At 65.9% G+C, this 20848-nt stretch carries 22 protein-coding genes and 1 pseudogene; 2 read left to right on the top strand and 21 right to left on the bottom strand.

What is annotated here, in order from left to right; all coding sequences use genetic code 11:
* Positions 1–262 precede the first annotated feature (262 nt).
* The 14 genes from TY51_RS11985 to TY51_RS12050 all read right to left on the bottom strand — a co-directional run bounded on the left by TY51_RS11985 (position 263) and on the right by TY51_RS12050 (position 13887).
* Complete coding sequence (locus TY51_RS11985) at positions 263–1759, bottom strand: amidohydrolase family protein (RefSeq protein WP_042249955.1); 1497 nt, start codon at positions 1757–1759, stop codon at positions 263–265.
* Positions 1756–2412, bottom strand: a complete 657-nt coding sequence (locus TY51_RS11990) for an aspartate/glutamate racemase family protein (RefSeq protein ID WP_042249956.1) — start codon at positions 2410–2412, stop codon at positions 1756–1758. The genes TY51_RS11985 and TY51_RS11990 overlap by 4 nt, the downstream gene beginning before the upstream one ends.
* Complete coding sequence (locus tag TY51_RS11995) at positions 2409–3302, bottom strand: polysaccharide deacetylase family protein (RefSeq protein WP_042249986.1); 894 nt, start codon at positions 3300–3302, stop codon at positions 2409–2411. Before TY51_RS11995 ends, TY51_RS11990 begins: the two co-directional genes overlap by 4 nt.
* Positions 3299–4198 (bottom strand): polysaccharide deacetylase family protein, encoded by a 900-nt coding sequence (locus TY51_RS12000; RefSeq protein ID WP_042249957.1) that lies wholly within the window; start codon positions 4196–4198, stop codon positions 3299–3301. The genes TY51_RS11995 and TY51_RS12000 overlap by 4 nt, the downstream gene beginning before the upstream one ends.
* Positions 4195–4992 (bottom strand): BtpA/SgcQ family protein, encoded by a 798-nt coding sequence (locus TY51_RS12005; protein WP_042249958.1) that lies wholly within the window; start codon positions 4990–4992, stop codon positions 4195–4197. Before TY51_RS12005 ends, TY51_RS12000 begins: the two co-directional genes overlap by 4 nt.
* Entirely contained in the window at positions 4989–5882 is an 894-nt protein-coding gene (locus TY51_RS12010) for a carbohydrate kinase family protein (protein ID WP_042249959.1), read from the bottom strand. The genes TY51_RS12005 and TY51_RS12010 overlap by 4 nt, the downstream gene beginning before the upstream one ends.
* Before the next feature lie 79 nt (positions 5883–5961).
* Positions 5962–7068 (bottom strand): SIS domain-containing protein, encoded by a 1107-nt coding sequence (locus TY51_RS12015; RefSeq protein ID WP_042249987.1) that lies wholly within the window; start codon positions 7066–7068, stop codon positions 5962–5964.
* Positions 7069–7085: 17 nt separating this feature from the next.
* Positions 7086–7889 (bottom strand): ABC transporter permease, encoded by an 804-nt coding sequence (locus TY51_RS12020; RefSeq protein WP_042249960.1) that lies wholly within the window; start codon positions 7887–7889, stop codon positions 7086–7088.
* Positions 7886–8803: an ABC transporter permease gene (locus tag TY51_RS12025; protein WP_052650111.1), complete on the bottom strand. Its 918-nt coding sequence runs from the start codon at positions 8801–8803 to the stop codon at positions 7886–7888. The genes TY51_RS12020 and TY51_RS12025 overlap by 4 nt, the downstream gene beginning before the upstream one ends.
* Positions 8796–9842 (bottom strand): ABC transporter ATP-binding protein, encoded by a 1047-nt coding sequence (locus TY51_RS12030; RefSeq protein WP_042249961.1) that lies wholly within the window; start codon positions 9840–9842, stop codon positions 8796–8798. The genes TY51_RS12025 and TY51_RS12030 overlap by 8 nt, the downstream gene beginning before the upstream one ends.
* Positions 9842–10699, bottom strand: a complete 858-nt coding sequence (locus TY51_RS20335) for a carbohydrate kinase family protein (RefSeq protein WP_081994954.1) — start codon at positions 10697–10699, stop codon at positions 9842–9844. The genes TY51_RS12030 and TY51_RS20335 overlap by 1 nt, the downstream gene beginning before the upstream one ends.
* Positions 10696–11772 (bottom strand): SIS domain-containing protein, encoded by a 1077-nt coding sequence (locus tag TY51_RS12040; RefSeq protein WP_042249962.1) that lies wholly within the window; start codon positions 11770–11772, stop codon positions 10696–10698. The genes TY51_RS20335 and TY51_RS12040 overlap by 4 nt, the downstream gene beginning before the upstream one ends.
* Complete coding sequence (locus tag TY51_RS12045; protein ID WP_042249963.1) at positions 11772–12815, bottom strand: PotD/PotF family extracellular solute-binding protein; 1044 nt, start codon at positions 12813–12815, stop codon at positions 11772–11774. The genes TY51_RS12040 and TY51_RS12045 overlap by 1 nt, the downstream gene beginning before the upstream one ends.
* 25 nt (positions 12816–12840) lie before the next feature.
* Positions 12841–13887, bottom strand: a complete 1047-nt coding sequence (locus TY51_RS12050; protein WP_042249964.1) for a PotD/PotF family extracellular solute-binding protein — start codon at positions 13885–13887, stop codon at positions 12841–12843.
* 548 nt (positions 13888–14435) lie between these two features.
* On the opposite strand from TY51_RS12050, the gene TY51_RS12055 reads away from it, so the two are divergent.
* Both TY51_RS12055 and TY51_RS12060 read left to right on the top strand, forming a co-directional pair.
* Positions 14436–15113, top strand: a complete 678-nt coding sequence (locus TY51_RS12055) for a hypothetical protein (RefSeq protein ID WP_156118000.1) — start codon at positions 14436–14438, stop codon at positions 15111–15113.
* 48 nt (positions 15114–15161) lie between these two features.
* Positions 15162–15419, top strand: a complete 258-nt coding sequence (locus TY51_RS12060) for a hypothetical protein (protein ID WP_042249966.1) — start codon at positions 15162–15164, stop codon at positions 15417–15419.
* 19 nt (positions 15420–15438) lie between these two features.
* On the opposite strand, the gene TY51_RS12065 is transcribed toward TY51_RS12060, so the two are convergent.
* The 7 genes and pseudogenes from TY51_RS12065 to TY51_RS12090 all read right to left on the bottom strand — a co-directional run bounded on the left by TY51_RS12065 (position 15439) and on the right by TY51_RS12090 (position 20836).
* Positions 15439–15879 (bottom strand): hypothetical protein, encoded by a 441-nt coding sequence (locus tag TY51_RS12065; RefSeq protein ID WP_042249967.1) that lies wholly within the window; start codon positions 15877–15879, stop codon positions 15439–15441.
* A gap of 142 nt (positions 15880–16021) precedes the next feature.
* Positions 16022–16152 (bottom strand): annotated as a pseudogene (locus TY51_RS21930) (IS3 family transposase); the annotation flags it as partial.
* Between the two features lie 493 nt (positions 16153–16645).
* Positions 16646–17416, bottom strand: a complete 771-nt coding sequence (locus TY51_RS12070) for a fumarylacetoacetate hydrolase family protein (RefSeq protein ID WP_231559030.1) — start codon at positions 17414–17416, stop codon at positions 16646–16648.
* Positions 17413–18342 (bottom strand): sugar kinase, encoded by a 930-nt coding sequence (locus TY51_RS12075; protein WP_042249968.1) that lies wholly within the window; start codon positions 18340–18342, stop codon positions 17413–17415. The genes TY51_RS12070 and TY51_RS12075 overlap by 4 nt, the downstream gene beginning before the upstream one ends.
* Before the next feature lies 1 nt (position 18343).
* Complete coding sequence (locus tag TY51_RS12080) at positions 18344–19264, bottom strand: 2-hydroxyacid dehydrogenase (RefSeq protein ID WP_042249969.1); 921 nt, start codon at positions 19262–19264, stop codon at positions 18344–18346.
* Positions 19261–19992, bottom strand: coding sequence for an amino acid ABC transporter ATP-binding protein (locus TY51_RS12085; RefSeq protein ID WP_042249970.1), 732 nt, complete (start codon positions 19990–19992; stop codon positions 19261–19263). The genes TY51_RS12080 and TY51_RS12085 overlap by 4 nt, the downstream gene beginning before the upstream one ends.
* A 55-nt stretch (positions 19993–20047) precedes the next feature.
* Complete coding sequence (locus TY51_RS12090; protein WP_042249971.1) at positions 20048–20836, bottom strand: transporter substrate-binding domain-containing protein; 789 nt, start codon at positions 20834–20836, stop codon at positions 20048–20050.
* Between the last annotated feature and the right edge of the window lie 12 nt (positions 20837–20848).

Consider the following 20848-nt stretch of genomic DNA (forward strand, 5'->3'; position numbering starts at 1 on the left):
GACGCGAAGGGCGGAAAGCGGACCGATGGCGGTGCAGCATGCCGACGGCGGCACTGGGCTAAAGCAGACCCTCATCATGCCGGACGCTAGGTGAGCGCTACCAGCGAGAAAATGGGCGGAGAGCCGACCCACGGCAGGGCAGCAGGGCAGCAGAAGCATTGAGCCAGAGCGGTCATTCCTTTATCGCACAGCATTCCTGAGAAAGGACCAGCGGTGCCGTCCGGAAATCGACCGGTGCAGGTGTGGCCTGACCGGGGACGCGCTACCTCCAGGTGCTGTAGTATTCGCGAACCAGATCAAGCGCGGTGTCCGCCAGTTCGGCCATCTCATCGTCACTCTTTGTCCGGGGGCGGAGGTGCCACTGGCGCAAGCGCTCCAATTCTTCTTTATGATCGACCTTCATGAAGGCTCCATCCTTAAAGATCTGGCGACCCGCGACAAAAACCTGCACAACCGCCTCGGCTTTTGCGCGACGCAACAGCACATCCGTGAAGCCAAGTCGGGGGTCCTGCCAAGGATAGGTCACCCGGTCCCAGTCCAGCACAACCAGATCGGCGGCCTGTCCGACCGCCAGACCACCGATGCGGTTGCGGAAGGGCGTTGTCGCGGCACCATGCCGGGTTGCCATCCGAAGGATCTGAGCCGCACCGGGCGCGGGTGCGTCATGCCCCGCAGGGCGATGCAATGTCAGGGCAAGGCGCATTTCCTGAAGCATGTCGCGATCATCGTTGATGCCGGCCTCGTCGATCCCCAAGGCGACGGGAAGGCCCGTGGACAGGAAGGCGTTCAGATCGGCCGTTCCGCTTTTCAGGCGCAGGTTCGACGAGCAATTGTGGCACAGGCACGCGCCTTTTTGCTGGCATAGCGCCAGATCGTCAGCATCCAGCCAGACGCCGTGGCCAATGGTCAGGTCAGGCCCCAGCAAGCCAAACCTGTCGATCTGTGCAACGGCGCTGCCGTGGCCGCGGCGTGCAGCATAGTCGCGTTGATAGGGTGTTTCCAGCAGATGCATGTGCATGGGCGCACCGGTCGCATCATGCAGACGAGCGGCCATCTCCAGCGCGGCATCCGACAGCCAGTGCAGATTGGCAGGGGCGATCTGGATGGCCACGCGGTCGCGGTTTTGATACTGCCTGCGCAATTCGTGAAACACCTGTGCCTGATCGTCCAGGCTGAGGCCGAAGCCCGCCAGATACCGTGCCGCGATCGGACGCATCGCGGCGGGCAGAAGGTCCAGAAAAACCTGATCGTCGTCATAGAGCACGCGGTTCTGATCGCGCATTGCGAATGAATAGCTGACGCGCATGCCCAAACGATCATAGGCCCCGATGATCCGGTTCGCCCGGTCCAGCACCGCCGTGACATCGCCCGGCGCGCGGCTATGCAGATGCTGGACGGTGGTGACGCCCGATGCGACCATCTCGAACCCGGAATAGAGCGTGTCCAGTTCAGGCGGCACGTCGCGCAGGCGCAGGCGCTCGGCGAACCACAGCTCCAGCGGCTGATCCCGCGCGCCCATCTGAAAGGGCGTGACGCCGACATGGTGATGCGCGTTGATCAGGCCCGGGATGATCGCGTGACCCTCGCCGCCGGTCACATTCGCGTCAGGATGCTTGCGGCGCATGGCGACGTTGGTTCCGGCGTCGGCGACATGGCCGTCGCGGATCAGCAGTGCGGCCTTTTCCAGCAGGATCGGCGCTCCGTCCGGATCGAACCCGGTCAGGATCGTGTCGGCCGAGATCAGCATGGGTGAGGTCATGTCGTGATGTCCCTGTGGTCGATGCGCGACCGCACGAGGCGCATCGCGGCAGGAATAGGCTGGATGATCGGCACCGACAGATTGCCGGCCAGTGCCTGTGCCGCCTCTGCCAGGGGTCCGCCGCCGACGATCAGTGCGCCGATGGCGGGATCGGCGGCCAGCGCCGCAAGGGCCGCATCGCGTAGGGCGATGAGCAGGCGGTCGGGGTCGGCGGTCAGGTCCGCCGGATCGCCCTGCGTGATCCAGCAGCCGGCATAGGCGGGACCAAAACCAAGATCGCTAGCCCGCTGACTGATCCGCGCGGTCAACTCCGGGGTCGTGGTCACGACGGCAAAGCGGGGTGCCAGCGCATGCGCCTCGGCCATGGCTGCCTCGGCGATGCCGACGACCGGCACCTGCAGGCTGCGGGCCAGCACCCCCTGACCGGGATCGCCAAAGGCGGACACCACGATGCCGTCATACCTATTCAGTTGCGGCAGGAGAGCATGCACGGCCAGCGCGGCCCGATCCAGCGCGTCGGCCGTGGTGATCAGCGGCGCGCCAAAGGGGGCGGTCAGGCCATCGATCGCGCCGCGAAAATGCGGCGTGGCTATTTGGACCATCTGCCCCGTGGTGGCAGTGCTAGTGTTGGGGTTGATCAGCGCGATCCTCATGTCGGCACCTGATCGGCAAAGCTGCGGGCGATCTGCGCACGGGTGCCGATGAACAGCTCGTCGCGCCTGCGCGCCAGTTCGGCCAAAACCCCCGTGAAGGCCGGGAAACGACCCGGGCGTCCGCAGATGCGCAGGTGAAATCCGATGTTCAGCAGGCGCGGCTGCCCGGCGCGGCCCTCCTCCATCAGCACGTCAAGCGCGTCGCGGACGTAATCGACCATTTCAGAAGCGCGGACAAAACCGTTGGGATGAAAGAACTTCATGTCATTGCTGTCCAGCGCATAGGGCACAACAACCAGATCGGGATCGACCGCATCCCGATAGGGCAGATCATCGTCGAACCCGTTCGAAGCATAGAGATACCCCCTTCGTGCCAGCAGATCCCGCGTCCACGGGCTTTCGGCGCCGCGACAGAAAAAGCCCACCGGGCGCTGCCCGGTCGCGGCCAGGATGGCGTCTTCGGTGCGGATCAATGCGGCCTCTTCGGCCTCGGGACTGTCGTAATCGGCATGCGGGCGCCACAGCCAGCCGTGCGAGGCAACCTCGTGGCCGTCGCGGGCCAGTTGCGCCAGACCGAAAGGTGCGCGTTCAGCGGCCCGTCCGCAGGCGAAGATCGTTGCCGGGATGGCATGATCGCGCAGGGCCTTCGCCATCCGCCACAGGCCGGCGCGCGGACCATAGGCAAAGATCTGCTCCTGACCGGGATCGGCGCGACCGTCGGGCACGACGCTAAGGACTTCTCCCATCGCTTCGGACCTGGCGTCGCCATCTCCGACCTGCATCTCGGCACCTTCCTCATAGTTCAGGACGACCGAGACGGCGCAGCGGTGCCCGCCGGGCCAGCGGATATCAGGCCAGACGCCGCCATAGCCCTGCAGATCTCGGCTCATGCTGACGCGCTCCACAGTGGCAGGCCGTGAGACGCGCGCCAGTGATGGGCGATCTGGTCGCGCCGCGCGAACCAGACACCCTCATGCGCCAGGGCGTGGTCCAGGAACTGCTCCAACCCCGCGATGCGGGCGGGGCGACCGATGATGCGGGTGTGCAGGCCAATGGACAGCATGCGCGGCGAATGGGCGGATTCTGCCAGAAGCCGGTCGAAGGCCGCGATGCAATAACGCGAGAAATCCTCAGCAAAGACAAAGCCCCCACGGTTGAAGAACCGCATGTCGTTTGTGTCGAATGCATAAGGCAGCACGACATGCCGCCCGTCGAAATAAGGTATATCATCGTTGTAAGCGTTTGAATCATATAGAAACCCGCCCTGTTCCAGCAGCAGCGCCCGCGTTTGGCCCGAGGTGGCCGAACGGGTGTGCCAGCCGACCGGCGGCGTGCCCGCCGCCTGCGCGATGGCAGCTACAGTCTGCGCGATCACCCCGGCCTCGTGGTCGCGGTCCATGCCCACATGGCGTTCCCACCGCCAGCCGTGGGCCGAGACTTCGTGCCCGTCGTCCACCGCCTCGGCGGCGATCCAAGGGGTGCGGGCGATCGCGCGTCCGCAGGCGTTCAGGGTCGCGGGAATGCCGCGCGCCGCCAACACCGCACGGATGCGGGGCCAGCCCGCGCGGGGGCCATATTCGAAATGGCTTTCCATACAGGGATCGATGACATCATCGACCTGCTCGACCGCCTCATAGATCGCCTCGTTCGCCTCGTCGCCGTCGCCGATGCTCAGTTCGGCACCCTCCTCGATGTTCACGACCACCGAGACGGCCAGCCCAGCATCCCCCGGCCAGCGCATGCCGGGCAGCGGGGGCGCGGGTGTGAAATCGCGGCGGTCCGTCATGCGAGCGCCCTGTCGCGCACCGTATCCATCAGGCGCGCAATAAGGTCACGGTCCCACCGGGCCGACAGCCCCCCCTGACGCGACATCAGCGAGGTCGACACGATGGCCCCGTCCGCCGCCGCCAGCGCCTGCACGATGTTGCCCTGATCCACGCTGCCCCCGATCAGGATCGGACGGCTGACGCCTGCCTGCCGCGCCGCGTTCACCCGCGCCACGCTGTCGGCAAAGCTGGACCCGGTCAGCACCAGCGCATCGGCGCCGTATTTCTGTGCCGCGACGGCAGCCTCGGCCGGATCCACGTCAATCAGCGGGCGCGAGGTCCGGTCGAACACATCGGCCATGATCGCAATATCGTTTGCACGCAGGTGGTGGCGATAGGTCACCGCACGCACGGCCAGTGGATCGCGGGCACCCTCGAAGGTCATCGCGGCGCCCACGAAGACCTTCAGGCGCACGAAATCCGCCCCGGATGCACGGGCGATTGCAAGAGGCGCCTCGGCATCATGGGCCTGCACGATGATGCCAAGCGACATCTGCGGAAACGCCCGCTTGAGGCTGCGCCCGATGGCGGAGGTCAGGGCGATCGTCTCGGGAACGGCGGGACCGGATTGACGCGTCTGATCCTGCAGCATGAGGCGGCGCATGCCGCCCGCCACGAACGCCTCGGCATTCTGCAGGGCAAAATCCTCAAGCTGGGACAGGGTCAGGTCGCGATTTACGGACAGGTCGGGCAGGTGCAGCGCACCGATCACCAGAGGATCGTCTTTGGAGTGGGCAAGGGTCGCGTGGGTCATGGAAAACTCTTCGTGGTCGGAATGAAAGGAGGGTGCCCGATCTGGGCCACAAGATCGGCAAGCCGGTCGTTTCGCTGATCCGATGGTGCCGTCAGCAGGGTATCAGGGCCGAACCCCTCGACGGCAAAGGATGCGGCGACAGTGCCCATGCAGGCCGCCATCAGCGGATCATCGGTCAGCAGCAACCCTGCCAGAAAGCCGCCGCAAAAGCTGTCTCCGGCCCCGGTCGGGTCAAGGGCTGTCACGGTAAGTGCTGGAATTGGGGTCAGATGTCCGTCGGGCTGACGCAGCAGGATGCCATCGCCACCCAGCTTGACGAGGGCCAGGTGTGCGCCGGCGTGATGCAGGGCCATCAACGCGGCCTCGCGTGGTTGCCCGGGCATCAGGATCCGAAGCTCTTTCAGACTGGGGATCACCGCCGTGACGGCGGCCAGAACCCTAGCCATGTCGGGATGGGTGGCCAGATCGGCGGCCCTGGCGCCGGGGTCCAGCGTTACCCGCGCCCCGCGCATCGCAACTGCCAGGTCCAGCGTTGCCGCCGGATCGTTTCCGGCCAGATGCATCCCCTTGGCTGCGAGCCATTCATCCGGGACATGCGCGGGCAGGATCGGATGGCTGCGGCGAAAGATCGGGAAGTCGGGATCGGCATCACCATCATCGGGCGATGACACCTCGTCGCGGCGGGATCCGTCCTGCGCATAGAAGAACCATTCGGGGCCGCGCACCCGAACCTGCGATCTGCCGATACCTCCGGTCAAAATCCCGGCGTCCCGGAGCCGGTCCAGCAGATGCGTGGGGTAATTCGCGGGCACATGGCCCACGATGCCCACCTGTCCCGCCCCCAGCCACAGACGCAGGGCGGCGGCGGCATAGACGGCATTGCCGCCCAAGGCGTTCTCGTTGACCCTGCCGCAGGCGTCACGACATTGTCGATCAGGATCCCTCCACACGCGATGGCCAATGGGGCGGTCATGGCGTCGCGATCAGGTTCAGCGGTGCGCCCAGCCCCCTCTCGGCGCGGATCACCGCGAGATGATAGGCCAGCAGATGCAGCGGCGCGATCGAAACTAGCGGCTCGAATCCCTCGGGCAGGTTTGGCAGATGCAGGCACTGGGCCCGGGTTTCGATAGCGGGCGCGGCGCCGGACAATATGGCGATGACGGGGGCGTCCGCATCCTCGGCGACCAGCACCGTGTCCAGCGCGCGTTCACGCGCCGCGGGATCGGTGGCGATCACGATCACCGGATCGCCGCGCTTGAACGAGCGGTAATGATGCACCTCCTCCAGCGGCAGCGCAAAGGCGTGGATGGGGGACAGTTCGCGGATCTTGGCGGCACCGATTGACGCGGCCGCATAGTTGGGACCAAGGCCGGTCGTCAGCACCAGATTGGCGGACGCGATACCCCCCGCCAAAGACCGGCATTGGCTGTCCAGACCGTCAATCTGCGCGTCGATCACGCCCGCCAGTTCGTCCAGCAGTCCCGCGCGGCTGCCCGCTCGTCCGATCCGCGCCGCAATCTCGACCAGCAGTGCCATGGTCGCGGACGTCGCTTGCGTGGGCCAGCCGCGCCGGGTGGCTTGGACTATCAGCGACAGGTCACACGAGTGGGTGATCGGGCTGCCTTCGGTATTGGTCAGGCCAAGGGTGATCGCACCCTGCCGCGCCGCTGCGGCCACGGCTTGCATCACAGCAGGTGTGTTGCCGCCCGAACTGATGCCGATGGCCAGCGTGCCCTGACCGACCGCTAGAGAGGGATAATGCGCGTGGTCCAGCGCCTGCACGGTCAGAACCGGCAGGCTCGACGCGGTCTCCATCGCATGGCGCATCGCCATGCCCGCAAACCAGCTGTCGCCGCACCCAAAAACGGCGATGTGTCGGAACGGCGTGTCGGCAGCCATCCGGGCCAGCCCGTCAAGGCCTGGCGCCGCGCTGGCCAGCGTGTCGCGGATGGCCTTGCCCTGCCCACCCATCTCGTCGCGGGTGCGCTGGACACGGCCAAGCCGCGCCTCGTTGCGGGCATCGTCGCGTGACGGTTCGGCAGTCAGCGCCCGCAGGCGCGCAGTGAAATCTGTCATCTCGTCGTCCATGATTGTTATCGTCCGATCCGATCCAGCCCGATGGTGCGGGCAAGGATGACCAGAACGATCAGTGAGAACCCGATCTGCAGCGCAGAGATTGCCGCGATCATCGGGGTGCTTTCGAACTGCACCAGATAATACAGCTCGACCGGCAGGGGCCGTGCCCTGACATCCGATGTAAACAACGCCACCGTGACATTGTCGAAAGCCTCGATGAAGGTGAAGGCTGCGGCAGCGATGGCCGAGGGCGCCAGTTGCGGCAGTGTGATGCGAAAGAATGTCTGCGCCCGGCCAGCACCCAGATTGGCGCTGGCCTCGTCCAGACCGGGATCCAGAGCAGCCAGCCGCGCCATGACGATCCGCACCACGAAGGGCAGGCAGAACACCGACAGGCTGACCACCAGCATCAGGTCCGACTGGCGCCATGCGAAATAGGCGCCAAAGAACAAGGTGGCGATGCCGATCACCATCCCGGGCATCATCTGCGGTGACAGCAGAAAGGCGTTCAGCGCACTTTTGCCGCCGAACCGTCCCCGGATCGCGGCGAATGCCGCCGGGATGCCCAGGGCCAGACAGACGAGCATGACCAGCCCCGCCACCCGCAGCGACGTCAGGAAGGCATCCATCAGCTGGCGATTCTGGAACACCTCGCCATACCAGTGCATCGAAAACCCCGATGGCGGAAAGGCGATGTAGCCTCTGGGTTCGAACGAGATGGCGATCACGATCAGGCTGGGACCCACCAGCAGCAGAATGGAGAGACAGGCCAGTCCGATCAGGACCGCCTTGCCGATGCGGTCGAAAAGCGATTGGGTCATTTGGGAACCTCGCTCCACCGCGTCAGGTGCGCCCCAACCGCGGTGATCAACAGGATCATAAGGAAACAGCTGCCTAACAGCAGCGTGGCCAAGGCGGCCCCGCGCGACCAGTCCAGCACCACGATGGTCTGTTCATAGACCTGCACCGCCAGCGTTGAATAATTACCGCCGCCCAACAATTGCGGGATGATGAAGTTGGTATAGGATACCGCGAACACCAGCGCAAAGCCCGCGACGATGCCCGGCAGGCTCATCGGGACGACCACCTTGAAGAAAGTGGCAACCTGACCGGCGCCCAGGTTCAGCGACGCTTCCTCAAAGCGGCGGTCACGTTCGGCCAGAACCGCCAACAGCGGCAGGATCATGAATGGCAGGTGGATCTGCGTCATGCCGATCAGCACCGCCATCGAGGTGTTTAAGATCTGCAGAGGCTGGTCGATGATCCCTGTGGACAGCAGTGTCTGGTTCAGCAGGCCCCGCCGCCCGCCCAGGATCACGATCCACGCATAGGCCCGCACCAGCGCCGAGGTCAGCAAGGGAGAGATGATCGCCACCAGCAGCAACGTGCGCCAGATGCCCTGCAGATGGCTGAACGCATAAGCGACCGGATAGGCCAGAAACAGCGTCAGGGTCGTGGCCACGACAGCCACCCAGAAGCTGCGCCAGGTCAGCCGCCAGACCAGCGGATCGGTCAGCACCCCGGTCATGTGTTCCAAGGTAAAGCTGCCATCGGCGACCTGTCCGCGATCCAATGTGACAAAGCCGAAGCCCAGCAGCGTTACGATGGGCGCGACCAGGAAGACCGCCAGATAGACCAGTGCAGGCACGGCGGGCCATAGGCCTCCGCCTTCCAGGATGCGCCTGCGCCACGAAAAGCGGCGGGGCGGCAAGGCGTCAAGCGTGACATCAGACATGCGCGGCCCCCCTGCCCAGCACGATCGCGCCGTCGGTGGATCGCAGGCGCAGCGTCACGTCGGTGCCCTGTGCCAGCGGTCCAGAACCGGGCGCCCGCGCCATCGACACGCGCAGTGCCTCGGGCATACCGCAATCGACCTCGTATTCGATCGTCGCGCCGAGGGCAGTCGCAAAGCCGATGCGCCCCGGCCAGCCGGCGACGTTGCCGGGCACGACCTCGAAGTTCTCGGGGCGCACGATCATCACCGCGGGGCCGTCGGGGCGGGGTGTGGGCACGGGCTGGGGCGTGTCGGTCCGCCCGGCGCGGACCTGGACTGGCATGATATTGGCGCGACCGATGAAATCGGCCACGAAGGAGGTCGAGGGGCGGTCATAGATCTGCAGTGGCGGCGCCAGTTGCTCGATTTGGCCGCCATGCATCACCGCAACCTTGTCGGACAAGATCATCGCCTCGGCCTGATCATGGGTCACGAAAATCGAGGTGATGCCGATCCGGTCGATAAGCTTGCGCAGTTCGACTTGCATGGTCAGGCGCAGTTGCGCATCCAGCGCGTTGAACGGCTCGTCCAGCAACAGGACCTTGGGTTCCAGCACCAGCGCGCGGGCGATGGCCACGCGCTGTTGCTGACCACCCGACATCTGCTTTGGATAGCGCCCGCCGAAATCGGACAACGCGACCAGGCCCAATGCCTCGTCGACGCGGCGGGCGATCTCGGCCCGGGGGCGGCGGCGGACGGTCAGGCCATAGGCCACGTTCTGCGCCACGGTCAGATGCGGGAACAGGGCATAGTTCTGAAAGACGTATGCCACCTCGCGCCGGTTGGGCGGCAGCATCGAGATGTCGCGCCCACCCACCATCACGCGCCCCGCATCGGGTTCGACAAACCCCGCGATGCTGCGCAAAAGCGTGGTCTTGCCGCAGCCACTCGGCCCCAGCAGGGTTACCACGGACCCGCCCTCGGCCATCAAGTTGCAGTCGGTCAGCACCTGCAGCTTGCCATAACGCTTGGACAGTCGGTCGATTTCCAGATCGCTCATCAGATCTCCTCCGGAAGGGTTTGGTCGGGCACGCGCAGGCCAAGGCCGGATGGACCAAGCCCGGAAACAGCCATCGCTCCTATGGCCATGGCCGCCTGCGCGGCGGCAAAGGGGGTCAGGCCCCGGGCAAGGCCCGCGGCGATGGCCCCGACGACGGCATCTCCGGCGCCGGTCGGGTCCACGACCTGCGTCGGATGGGCGGGCAAGCGGTTCAGAACGGTTCCCTGCACGACCACCAGCCCCTGCGCACCACGCTTCTGGACGAGGCAGGGCCCTAATGCCGCCAGCGCCAGCGCAGCCTGATCGTCGTCAAGGCCGGGGCACAGCAGCCGCGTTTCCTCGCAGCTAGGCGCGAACACGGTCAGGCGGGACAAAAGCGCGTGCAGATCGGCGGCCTGATTGGCGGCCACCCATTCGGATGTATCCGCAACGACGGCTCGGTCACCGGCGGCGTCCAGAATGCCTGCAAGGGCGCTGACCGGCATCGGCGTCGCCACCAGCACCCGGCCGTCCGCGCCCGAAGGGTCAGGTTGATGCGCCCGCGTCGCCGCCAGCCAGTCTTCGCGGCCGAAATGAGGCGATTGACGCAGCCCCGGTCCATGCAAGATCTGCGTCCTACGAGTCGGATCGGCGCGGCGCGTCACGCGATGGGTCATGATGCCGCAACCGGACAAGGCACGGGTCCAGCCTTTGGGCCAATCCGGTCCAACGCTGGCCACAATCGCGATTGTAGCACCCGCGCGCCGTGCGCCAAGGGCCGCATACAGTGCCGCCCCGCCCGGTTGCTGAACAGCGGCACCATCGTGGTGCGACAGGCTATCAATCGACAGATAGCCCAGAATGGTGACGTCATTCATGTGCCGCTGCCCAGCAGGGAACGTCGCGTCAGCAGGCGGCTGGTGCGGAAGCGGGCTTCGTCCGTCTTGAGGTGTAGGCGGCGGTTCGGATCCAGACCGTCGGCGGTGCCCACCGCATAGGCCAGATGCTGCAGCCCCGGCAGATGGCACAGCCCCGCGGGACCTGCCTGCGGAACCGTCAGGCGCATCGTCGCGCGCGACACAGGCGCATCGTCGCAATCGAAGGCCAGCGTCTGCGTGCCCATCTGCGCCAGGGCGTCAGCCGAGGCATCGGCATAGGCGGCCTCGGTCGCCGAGGTGGCGATTAGCACCACCAGATCGTGCGGCGACATGGTCCAGAACTGGCTATGGGCGAACTCCTCCAAGTCGGCGCTCCAGACGGGGCGTGCGGCGACCTCGACGCATTTGGCCGCGCCATACCGGGCGAGACCAAGCGTGGCGCCCGATGCCAGAAAGCGCAGTCCGGTCACGGCGCCCAGATCCATCCCACTGAACAGCTTGTTGGCGGCATGGTCTGCGCGCGCAAGCGTCGCGGCGCTGTTCGCCAAATCGGGGATCGTCCTTCCCGACAGGCCCTCGATGACCGTCGATAGCGCGGCAATCGTGGCGGTGAAACTGGCGGTGCCGCACAGGAAAGGCGCCAGATCGGGCAGATCCATGGACCACCGGTCGTGAACCAGCTGCCCCAGTCGCCCGCCGTCGCCATTGACAATCGCCAGCAGGCTCAGGCCGCGGTCATGGACCAGTTGCGCCGCCTCAACCGTGCGATCGACATTGCCGGACATCGACATCAACACCGCGATATCGCCGGGGCGGACGCGATCCGGTTCAACCAGCAGCTCCATCGGACCGACGGAGCACCAGTCCAGACCCGACCGGCGTGCGATCTGGGCCACCGCCTCGGCAGCGAACAGACCGTCGCCACAGCCGATGACCCAGACCCGGTCCACCGGTGCCACAGCGGCTATATCCCTTGCGCAATTATGCAGGGCCGCCAAAGCCGGGGCGAGGTCACGCAGGACATCGGGCTGGCGCCCGATGTCCTCTTTCATGAACAGATCAGAAATGGGCATCAGGAATAGGTCCTGTCAAAGCGGTCCACGATCTCTCCGCGTTGCGGCGCGATCACGGACCAGTCCACGGTCTGCAGCCGAGCCAGCGCCTCGGGGGTGGTGGGGGTGTATTCGGCGGCAGCATCCGGCACCGGGACACCGGTGACGGTGGGACCGAAGAAATACGGCGCATCCGCCGCACGGGCCTGATATTCGGGCGACAGCAGGCGGTTCATCCAGTCATGCACAAGATCGGGATGCTGCGTGCCCTCGATCTGCGAGGTCATCGACAGCACGACGATTGGGCCCGGATCGGGCATTATGAAGCGGATCGGCAGCCCCTTTCCAGCCGCTCCCGCGGCATCGTTGTTCCAGATGGGGGCCATGGCGATTTCCTCGCGTTCCAGCATCTGGATTAGCTGCGAAGGCGAGCGGCCGATGACCGGCTGCAACTCCTCCAACGCGGCCCAACCCGGCTCCAGATCGGATTCCGATCCGCCACGCGTCCGCGCCAGTGCCACCAGCGCGCCAAGGCCAAGGTTTGAGGAGGCCCGCGGGAAGCCGACCATTCCGCGCAGTTCCGGCGCGAACATGTCCTCCCACGACGTCGGCGGCGTCTCGACCAGCGCCTCGTTGTAGGCGATGCCGATCAGCGAGTAGCTGGTCGGCACGCCAAACCCGTTCGCCAGTGCCATGAAGGTGGGTTCGACGTTGGCCGCATTGGGGACGGCGGCCGCGTCCAAAGGCACGATATAACCCTCGGTCTGGGCAATCAGGTGCGGAGGCTCGCCGTTGGGCATGACATCATAGGGCGAAAAGCCCTGCGCGGCCTTGATCTGGGCGACGATGTCCTGGCTTTCGCTGGGCACAAGGCGCACGGTCAGGCCGGGGATCTCGGCCTCCATCTGGTCCGCCAGCCAGCGGTGCGGTTCCTGCAGTTGGCCGGCGAAGCTGACGACGATCAGTTCGCGCGACGACTGGGCGCGGACAAGGCCGGGCATCGCGAAGCTGGCAGCGCCGAGGGCAGCGCCAGTGCCCAGGAAGTGGCGACGGGAAAGGGTCATGGGGTTCATCCTTTTGATATCGGGATCAGATGGAGAATTCGCGGTCGAACCGGTCGACCAGCTCGGATCGCTGCGGCACGATCTTGGTCCAGTCGATGGTCTGCAGCGCGGCGATTTCCTCGGCCGAACTGGGGGTGAAGGCAGCCGCTTCGGGCGGGACGGTGACCCCGGTTACCGTGGGGCCGAAGTAATAAGGTGCCGCGGCGGCATGGGCCTGATATTCCTGAGACAGGATCCCGTTCAGCCATTCGGCGACCAGTTCGGGTTGGGCCGAATTGGCAAAGCCCGAAAAGAAGGACAGGATCGCCACAGGTCCGTCCGAGGGCTTCACGAAGCTGATGGGCAGGCCCATCTGCGAAAGTCCGGCGGTGTTGTTGTTCCACAGGGGCGCGATGGCGATTTCCTCGCGTTCCAGCATCTGGGTCAGGGCTGCGGGCGACCGGGCGGCGCGGGGGGCCAGTTCCTTCAGCTTCTGCCAGCCGATCTCTAGGTCGTCTTCGGATCCGCCAAAGATCTTGGCGGCCTGCACCAGCGTCGCCAGCCCCAGGTTTGACGAGGTGCGCGCTATGCCCACCTGCCCAGCAAAGCGCGGCGACCACATGTCGGCCCAGCTTTGCGGCAACTCGGGCACGACATCGGTGTTGACGGCGAGCCCAACCAAAGAATAGGTCGCGGGCACTCCGGCGCCTTGGCTTTTGGCGACAAAGTCTGGCAGCGCGTTTGCCAGATTGGGAATCGCGGCATCATCCCTTTGCGCCAGATACCCTTCGGACAGGCCGATCAGATGCGGCGGCTCGTCATTGGGCCCGGCATCATAGGGGACATAGCCCTGCGCGGCCTTGATCTGGGCCACGATGTCCTGACTGTCGGACGGAACCAGCCGGATGCGCAGGCCGGGATGCCGCGCCTCCATCTGATCGGCAAGCCAGCGATGCGGACCCGAAAGGGCCCCGGGATAGGTGACGATGACAAGCTCTCGGCTGGCCTGCGCCAAGGCCGATGTTGCACCGCAATAGGCTATGGCGATGCCAGAGCCCGCCATGCCAAGCATGGTGCGACGGTTCAGGTCCATGCCTGAATACTCCCTGTTGAGGATGGAGGAGGAAAGGATGCGGAATCCTAAAGCCGTGTGACGGCCTGTCCGTTCAGGACTTATTTTGTGTCAGAATTCCGCAGGTCGGGGTTGCCCCGGTCAGTGTCTGTCGTTGCCGATCGTGTGCAACAGCGTGACATAGAGGCGGCAGGAACGCGATTTCCAGCTGGGAAGGCGACGCCGAGATTTGCATGCCGTCACCGGACTGCTGCAAGAGCCCCCCAAGACAGCGATTCTCATGGCGACGGAATGTTCCATAACCCGAGTGAAGCAAAGAAACCGCGCACGGGCAAGCATTCATCCCGAGGGTGACGCTGTTTGAACGCATCGGAGGCGTTCAGTGCGTGAATGATTGGCAGTATCGGGTCGGCTCGAACGCAGTTCTGTCCTTGGTGGCGGGGCGGATCGCCGCCGCATCGGGGACTGTCGTCTGCGTGCCAGCGTTCCAGCCTGCGCTTGACCCCTGCCTCTATACGAGGACTATGGCTGCTGCCGACCAACGCGGTCGAAGAGCGATAGGGCGGCATATGACGCAAGACAAGACGGTCATGCCCGCGGCGGTCGGTCAGGTGGCGACCCTATTGCGACTGCTCGGAGGGATCGCTTGCGGCCTGGCGGTTTCCGTATCCGCAGTTTCCGCACAGTCACCCGGGCCGGAGGCACCATTGACGACCGAGCAGACCCTCGCCTTGCTTCCGGATCCCGAACGCTATCGGCTGGTCATCCTGGACGATGGTCTGACACCTCAGGCGGTGCAGGACATCGGCACCATGATCATCGACGGGATTGGCGAGGACCATTTCTTCGGGGCGATTGCGGCGCACGTGCCCGCGAACTCTCAGCAGCTGGCGGTCAGCGTCCGCGCCAAGTTTCACTCGCTGGAAGCCGCCGAGCGGGCAGCGTTGAGCGATTGCGAGGAGGAGCGGACCGAGGAAGCCTCAGACTGTCGCCTGATCGGCCAGATCGAGCCGGAAGAGTGGGACGAGGATACGCCGCAACTGTCCCACGATGTGATGTGTGCGCTGGACCAAGGAGCTGGCGAGATGGACGGCCCTATCTTCGTCGCCCGATCGCGCAACACGGCGGCTTTGGCCATCTGGAGCGGCGATGACACCCGCCAGTCGGCATTGGACGAGTGCAATGATGCAGCGAGCGCCACAGGGGCCGAACCGGATTGCGACATCGTGGTCGATGATGCGCCATGACGATCGGACGGTTTCAGGTTAAAGGGCCATACAAATCGGGACCCGACCATGCCAAGCGGGCTGGCATCTGATTACCTGGGCAGCCTCGGGATCGTCGGTGCTGCGATCATCTCGGGGGCCGGTCTGGGTCTATACGGTGGTATGGTGGCGCTTGAGGTGGCCACGGGGGATGCGCGGGGCTGCGAGATGCTGTTCCTCGGACTGGTCATCATTTCCAGTATCGGTGCGAGCTTTGTCGTGGGGCTGGTCCTTGCGTTCCGCTGGCTGCGGTCCCGACCGCGCCGGCAGGGCGGAACCGCGACCTGACGCGGTCGTCAGGACAGGGTCAGCTGGCCTGATCATCATCCAGAAGGGTCTGGATCTCGACTGCCGTCGATATCAGATCTTCTGTCCTGATATCGACGCTGCCCGCGTCACCCATGCCCAACAGGGAAAACAGTTGCCCCGGCAGCATGGGCGGCCTGCCGTCCAGCGCCGATATCAGCGAGGTCAGGGCCGAACGGGTAAGCGAAAGACCGGCTGGAGCCGTCCCGATCGTTTCCAGATCATGCCGAACGCAGCCCGTGAAGGGAATTGCGGATGCCAGAAGCCACTGGTCCCGGATCGTTCTGCTGTCCTTTCCCTCCGACCCCGGCCATGGCTCGGGAAGATGCAGAGCCAGAAGCCGCAGCAACAGTTGCAGGATCGAGTCGTTGACCCAGATCCCGGTCCGGCGATCCGCCCCACCCGGATGGCCTGCAAGGACCGTGACGTAACTTGTTCCCATCGGATCCGATCCCTTTTGTCCTCTAACCCCTGAAGCCCAAGTCAGTAAAAAGACCTGATCCGCAACACATAGACCCATCCATGCCAGCGCTCGTGGGCAGGGGTGAACCGCTCCGGGTTTGTCGGAGGCTGATTACTGTTAGTCACGCTGCCATGATTTCGGTTTCCAGAGCCGCGTAGCAGTTTGCCTCTCTTCCGTCGGAGGGATGTTCCCGACGGGCCAGAGCAGGCGGCGGTTGTTGAACCGATCGACCCATTCGAGGGTGGCATGGTCATCCTCCCCGTTCTAGCGCGCCGCGACCGTAAGAACTTACGCGATCATTTTCAGCTTCATGACTGGGGTGAGCCCGCCGATGCCCAGGTTGGGGCATTAATTATTTTAGGTCCGGTGCCATTCACTGGCGATCTGCTGCCCCTCTGCGCCCTGCAGCAACGTCGGGTTTGGCGAACCTGCACCGCAGCATCTCGCGGCCACCGACCGTCCGCAAAAGGCCGAAGGCGCGGGTCGGAGGCTGCCCCGCATCCGTCCCGTCACCAAGGGCAGCGGATCAACGCACGAGGCCCTTTGCTCGATCACTCTTGCCAAGGCGAGGGGTCCCGTGAATGACGGTGCAAGAAGTCGAGCGCTTTCAGCGAGGTCGATATTCGTCATCTCAAGATAAATGACTCCCGCGTCTCCTGCTGAGCGAAAGTCGAGTCCAATGCCTTCACCTGCGCCGTCGCTGGCAATCATGATCAAACTTGGAAAGAACTTGGTAAAGGTGCCATCAGCTAAGGTAACAATGACTCGAGCTTTGCGGCATCCGAGAATGCGGCGCCAACCGCGAGCGGTCCTGCGCTGGCCGTTGCCTCCCGGGCGCTACCAAGCGGGATTGGGCCGAGACGGCGCCCGAGATGATCACCGTCCCCGCCACCAGCGGCAAGCCCATATCCGCCGCACGGGTCGAGAGCCAGGCCAGGAAATCGGCGGTCTGGGACAAGGTCGCGCCCTGCTCGGTCGCGGCGACAAGCTGTCCGTCCAGCGACAGGTTCAGGTCCAGCGGCCCGTTCAGCCGGTCCCGCCAGTCGGGAATGGCATCGCCCAACACGATCCCCGCCGAGTTGAAGCAGTCGGCCATCGCCTCCAGCGGATGCACGAGGGTCCGGTCCCGATAGCGTGACGACACGATCTCAAAGGCCAGTCGCACCTCGGCGACGGCCGCAAGTGCGGCCTCGGGCGTGCTTGCGGCGGGCAGGTCGGCGCCGAGGACGAAGGCTGTCTCGACCTCGATCGCGGCATCGGCGGGCAGCGGTGCCAGCGCCGCACCGCTGGCCACGACCTCGTTGGCAGGCATGGCGGCGGTGTGACGGTCACGGCCCGCCAGAAGCGCCATCTTCCAGCTGGCCGGTCCCGACAACTGGCGCATGACCGCGGCCTGCACGGCATAGGCTGCGTCGGGATCAGGGGGCGTGGCAGGCAGCCCTACAGGGCGCGCACCACCGCCGCGCACCTCCAGAAGCACCCGGGCGGCGGCTTCGGCGTCGAAGATGGGGGTCATGTAGCAGTCTCCTCGGGCGATAGCATGTCATGGCGCGGCAGGATCGCACCGGGATGAAGGACGACCTGCGCTGCAAGGGCCGCCGCGCGGGCGATGGCATCGGCGGGGGCCGCACCGGTCCGGCGCGCCGCCAGCCAGCCGGCGTTGAAGCTATCGCCCGCGCCGGTGGTGTCGACCGCCGCGCGGAGGGGCGACAGGGGCCAGCGGTCGACGCCCTCCCCCCCGGCCGTGCGGTGCATGACCGCGTCGCCGCCGGTGGTCAGGACGATCTCTGCCTCGGTCATCGCCATCAGCCGTTGCATCGCCGCAAGGGGATCGGCGACGCCGAAGCAGGCCGCCATGTCATCAAGCGACGGCAGGACCAGTGTGGCCAGCTGGGCGGCCCGTCCGATGATTGCCTGTGCCACCTCCACATCAGGCCAGAGCGCGGGACGGTAGTTCGTGTCCAGCACAATCCGCGCGCCCCGCGACCGGCAGCGCGCCAACGCCTGTAGCAGCGCCTCGCGCCCCTCAGGCAGCAATATCGCCAGCGTCACCCCCGACAGGACCAGCGTGCCCGCCCCATCCAGCGCAGCCAGCTCCTCGGGCACCGCGAACAGGCGGCGGGCCGGGGACTGGTCGCGCCAATAGGTGAAGCTGCGCTCTCCCTCTGCATCGGTGGTGATGAAGCTGAGGCCGGGACGCCCGCCCGGCTGTGTCGCGCACAAATCGGCGATGCACTCTTCGGCCAGCGTGGCCCTCAGAAAGCCGCTCATCGCGTCATCGCCAAGGCGGGACAGATAGCCGACCGTGCCGGAGCCGCAAAGCCGGGCGAGATAAACGGCAGTGTTCAGCATGTCGCCGCCGGCGCGGCGGTCGAAGCGTCCCGGTGTCACGGGATCGCCGGTGAACTCGACCAGCGGCTCGCCGATGCAGAGAAATTCCATTTCAGCCCCCATAAGGCGTCGGAAGCGGACGGCCCGCGACATGTGCCGCGATGTTCTCCAGCACCAACGCAGCCATGGCGGCGCGGGCCTCATCGGTGGCTGAGCCCAGATGCGGGGTCAGCACGCAGTTCGGTGCCTCGATCAGCGCGGGCGGCACGGTGGGCTCGTCGTCGAAGACGTCCAGCCCCGCCCCCGCGATGGTGCCAGTCTGCAGCGCCTCGGCCAGTGCCCCGGCGTCCACCACCGGGCCGCGCGCGACGTTGACGACGATGCCCTCGGGGCCAAGCGCCTTCAGGACGGCTGCATCGACCAAACCCCGCGTCTCGGACCCACCTGCGGCGGTTACGAACAGCAGCGAGCAGTCGCGCGCCAGCCCCTGCGCATCGGGGCTGAACGCGTCCGGCGCATCGAGCTTTTCGGCGCGAGCGGTGTAGAGGACCTCCATTCCCAGCCCGCGCAGCAGGTCGGCCAAGCTGCGCCCGATGCGGCCGTAACCCAGAATCCCTGCCCTGCCCCGGATCACCGGACGGCCCAGAGTAGGCTTTCCGCCCGCGGCCCATGACCCGGCCCGGATGAAGCGGTCACCCTCGGCGATGCGGCGCCCGACGGCCAGCGCCAGGCCAAGCGCCATCTCGGCCACGGCATCGGACAGCACGTCGGGCGTGGTGGTCACGCGGATGCCCCGGCGGCGCGCCTCGGCCAGGTCGACGGCATCGACGCCGACGCCGTTCACCGCGATCAGCTCCAGTGCGGGCAGCAGCGCCATCTGCGCCGCCGACAGCCCGAGGGCGCCTGAGGTCAGCACGATCCGCGCTCCGGCGGCGTCCTCGATCGCGGTCCGCAGGTCGTATTCGGCGGACAGCCGTTCCTGCATCGCGGCAGGCTTCAGCGTGGCCAGCGCCAAGACCGTGGGACGCCTCATGCGATCTGCCCGAGGAACGCTTGCAGACGTTCGTTGCACGGGTTGGTGAAGAAGGGCTCGGGCGCGTTCTCCTCGACGATGGCACCGCGATCCATGAAGATCACCCGGTCGGCCACGGCGCGCGCGAAGTCCATTTCATGCGTGACGCACAGCATGGTCATGCCATCGCGGGCCAGGTCGATCATGGTATCCAGCACCTCCTTGACCATTTCGGGGTCCAGCGCGCTGGTCGGTTCATCGAACAGCATGATGCGCGGCTTCATGCACAGGGCACGGGCGATGGCCACGCGCTGCTGCTGACCGCCCGACAGTTGGGCGGGATACTTGTCGGCCTGTTCGGGGATGCGGACACGCTCCAGATACTGCCGTGCGGTGGCCTCGGCCTCGGCGCGCGGGACCTTGCGGGTCTTCATGGGCGCCAGCATGCAGTTCTCCAGCACGGTCATGTGCGGGAACAGGTTGAACGACTGAAAGACCATCCCGACATCACGGCGGACCTTGGCCACATTCTCGGCCCCCGACAGCGCGATGCCGTCCACGACGATCTGGCCGGACTGGATCGTCTCCAGCTGGTTGATGGTGCGGATCAGGGTGGATTTTCCCGACCCGGACGGACCGCAGATCACGATCCGCTCTCCGCGGTCGACGGTCAGGTCGATATCGACCAGCGCATGATAGGCGCCGTAATACTTGTTGACGGCGCGCATGGTGATGGCGTGTTCGGTCATCGGGGCTCCCCTGAGGCGCAAGGGCGCCCGGCCGCGCGGGCCGGGCGCATCCGGGTCACTGGTCGGTCTTGACGAAGTCGGGCAGCGGCTCGCCCAGCCATTTCTCATGGATGGTGTCGAGCCTGCCGTCCTCGCGCGCGGCGGTGACGAAGGCGTTGATCTCCTCCAGCAGGGCGTCCGAGTCCGGCGCAACCGCGATGCCCTGCACCTGGCTGGACAGGTCGAACTTCTTGTCGAAACGGTCGCCCGCCACACCCGAGATCTGCGAGAAGACCACGTTCGACAGACCGATGGTCTGCACCTGCCCCGACATCAGCGCCTGCACGGCGGTGGCGTCATCGTCGAAGCGGCGGATCTCGGTCCCCTCGGGGGCGACCTCGGTCACGCCAGTGTCCTGGGTCGAGGCGCGGGCGACGGCGATCGACTTGCCGTCCAGATCCTCGGGTCCCGCGACCGCAACGTCGGTGCCTCCGTAGACGCCGATGGCGATGCCCGCATAGGGGATCGAGAAATCGACGCGCTCTGCCCGTTCGGCGGTGATCCCGAGCGATGCGACCAGCACGTCGACCTGGCCCGACAACAGATAGGGGATGCGGTTCGGTCCGGTCACGGGCACGATCTGCGCCTCGACGCCCAGATGTTCGGCCAGGGCCTTGGCCACGTCGGCATCATAGCCGTCCGGCGTGCCCGAGGCGTCCTGGATGCCGAAGGGCGGGAAATCGACTAGCATGCCGACGCGGATCGTCCCGGCGTCGCGGACCGCCTGCAGTTCGGTGGCAAGCGCCGGTGCGGCCAGAAGGGTCGTGGCGGCCAGGGCCGCGAACAGGCGACGGGTCAGTGTCATGGTATCCTCCTC

Origin of the sequence: Paracoccus sp. PAMC 22219, assembly GCF_000787695.1 — a bacterium.
GTDB lineage: Bacteria > Pseudomonadota > Alphaproteobacteria > Rhodobacterales > Rhodobacteraceae > Paracoccus.

Coding starts and splice junctions, on each gene's coding strand:
- TY51_RS11985 (WP_042249955.1), bottom strand. CDS start 1,759: ATGACCTCACCCATGCTGATCTCGGCCGACACGATCCTGACCGGGTTC.
- TY51_RS11990 (WP_042249956.1), bottom strand. CDS start 2,412: ATGAGGATCGCGCTGATCAACCCCAACACTAGCACTGCCACCACGGGG.
- TY51_RS11995 (WP_042249986.1), bottom strand. CDS start 3,302: ATGAGCCGAGATCTGCAGGGCTATGGCGGCGTCTGGCCTGATATCCGC.
- TY51_RS12000 (WP_042249957.1), bottom strand. CDS start 4,198: ATGACGGACCGCCGCGATTTCACACCCGCGCCCCCGCTGCCCGGCATG.
- TY51_RS12005 (WP_042249958.1), bottom strand. CDS start 4,992: ATGACCCACGCGACCCTTGCCCACTCCAAAGACGATCCTCTGGTGATC.
- TY51_RS12015 (WP_042249987.1), bottom strand. CDS start 7,068: ATGACAGATTTCACTGCGCGCCTGCGGGCGCTGACTGCCGAACCGTCA.
- TY51_RS12020 (WP_042249960.1), bottom strand. CDS start 7,889: ATGACCCAATCGCTTTTCGACCGCATCGGCAAGGCGGTCCTGATCGGA.
- TY51_RS12025 (WP_052650111.1), bottom strand. CDS start 8,803: ATGTCTGATGTCACGCTTGACGCCTTGCCGCCCCGCCGCTTTTCGTGG.
- TY51_RS12030 (WP_042249961.1), bottom strand. CDS start 9,842: ATGAGCGATCTGGAAATCGACCGACTGTCCAAGCGTTATGGCAAGCTG.
- TY51_RS20335 (WP_081994954.1), bottom strand. CDS start 10,699: ATGAATGACGTCACCATTCTGGGCTATCTGTCGATTGATAGCCTGTCG.
- TY51_RS12040 (WP_042249962.1), bottom strand. CDS start 11,772: ATGCCCATTTCTGATCTGTTCATGAAAGAGGACATCGGGCGCCAGCCC.
- TY51_RS12045 (WP_042249963.1), bottom strand. CDS start 12,815: ATGACCCTTTCCCGTCGCCACTTCCTGGGCACTGGCGCTGCCCTCGGC.
- TY51_RS12050 (WP_042249964.1), bottom strand. CDS start 13,887: ATGGACCTGAACCGTCGCACCATGCTTGGCATGGCGGGCTCTGGCATC.
- TY51_RS12055 (WP_156118000.1), top strand. CDS start 14,436: ATGACGCAAGACAAGACGGTCATGCCCGCGGCGGTCGGTCAGGTGGCG.
- TY51_RS12060 (WP_042249966.1), top strand. CDS start 15,162: ATGCCAAGCGGGCTGGCATCTGATTACCTGGGCAGCCTCGGGATCGTC.
- TY51_RS12065 (WP_042249967.1), bottom strand. CDS start 15,879: ATGGGAACAAGTTACGTCACGGTCCTTGCAGGCCATCCGGGTGGGGCG.
- TY51_RS12070 (WP_231559030.1), bottom strand. CDS start 17,416: ATGACCCCCATCTTCGACGCCGAAGCCGCCGCCCGGGTGCTTCTGGAG.
- TY51_RS12075 (WP_042249968.1), bottom strand. CDS start 18,342: ATGGAATTTCTCTGCATCGGCGAGCCGCTGGTCGAGTTCACCGGCGAT.
- TY51_RS12080 (WP_042249969.1), bottom strand. CDS start 19,264: ATGAGGCGTCCCACGGTCTTGGCGCTGGCCACGCTGAAGCCTGCCGCG.
- TY51_RS12085 (WP_042249970.1), bottom strand. CDS start 19,992: ATGACCGAACACGCCATCACCATGCGCGCCGTCAACAAGTATTACGGC.
- TY51_RS12090 (WP_042249971.1), bottom strand. CDS start 20,836: ATGACACTGACCCGTCGCCTGTTCGCGGCCCTGGCCGCCACGACCCTT.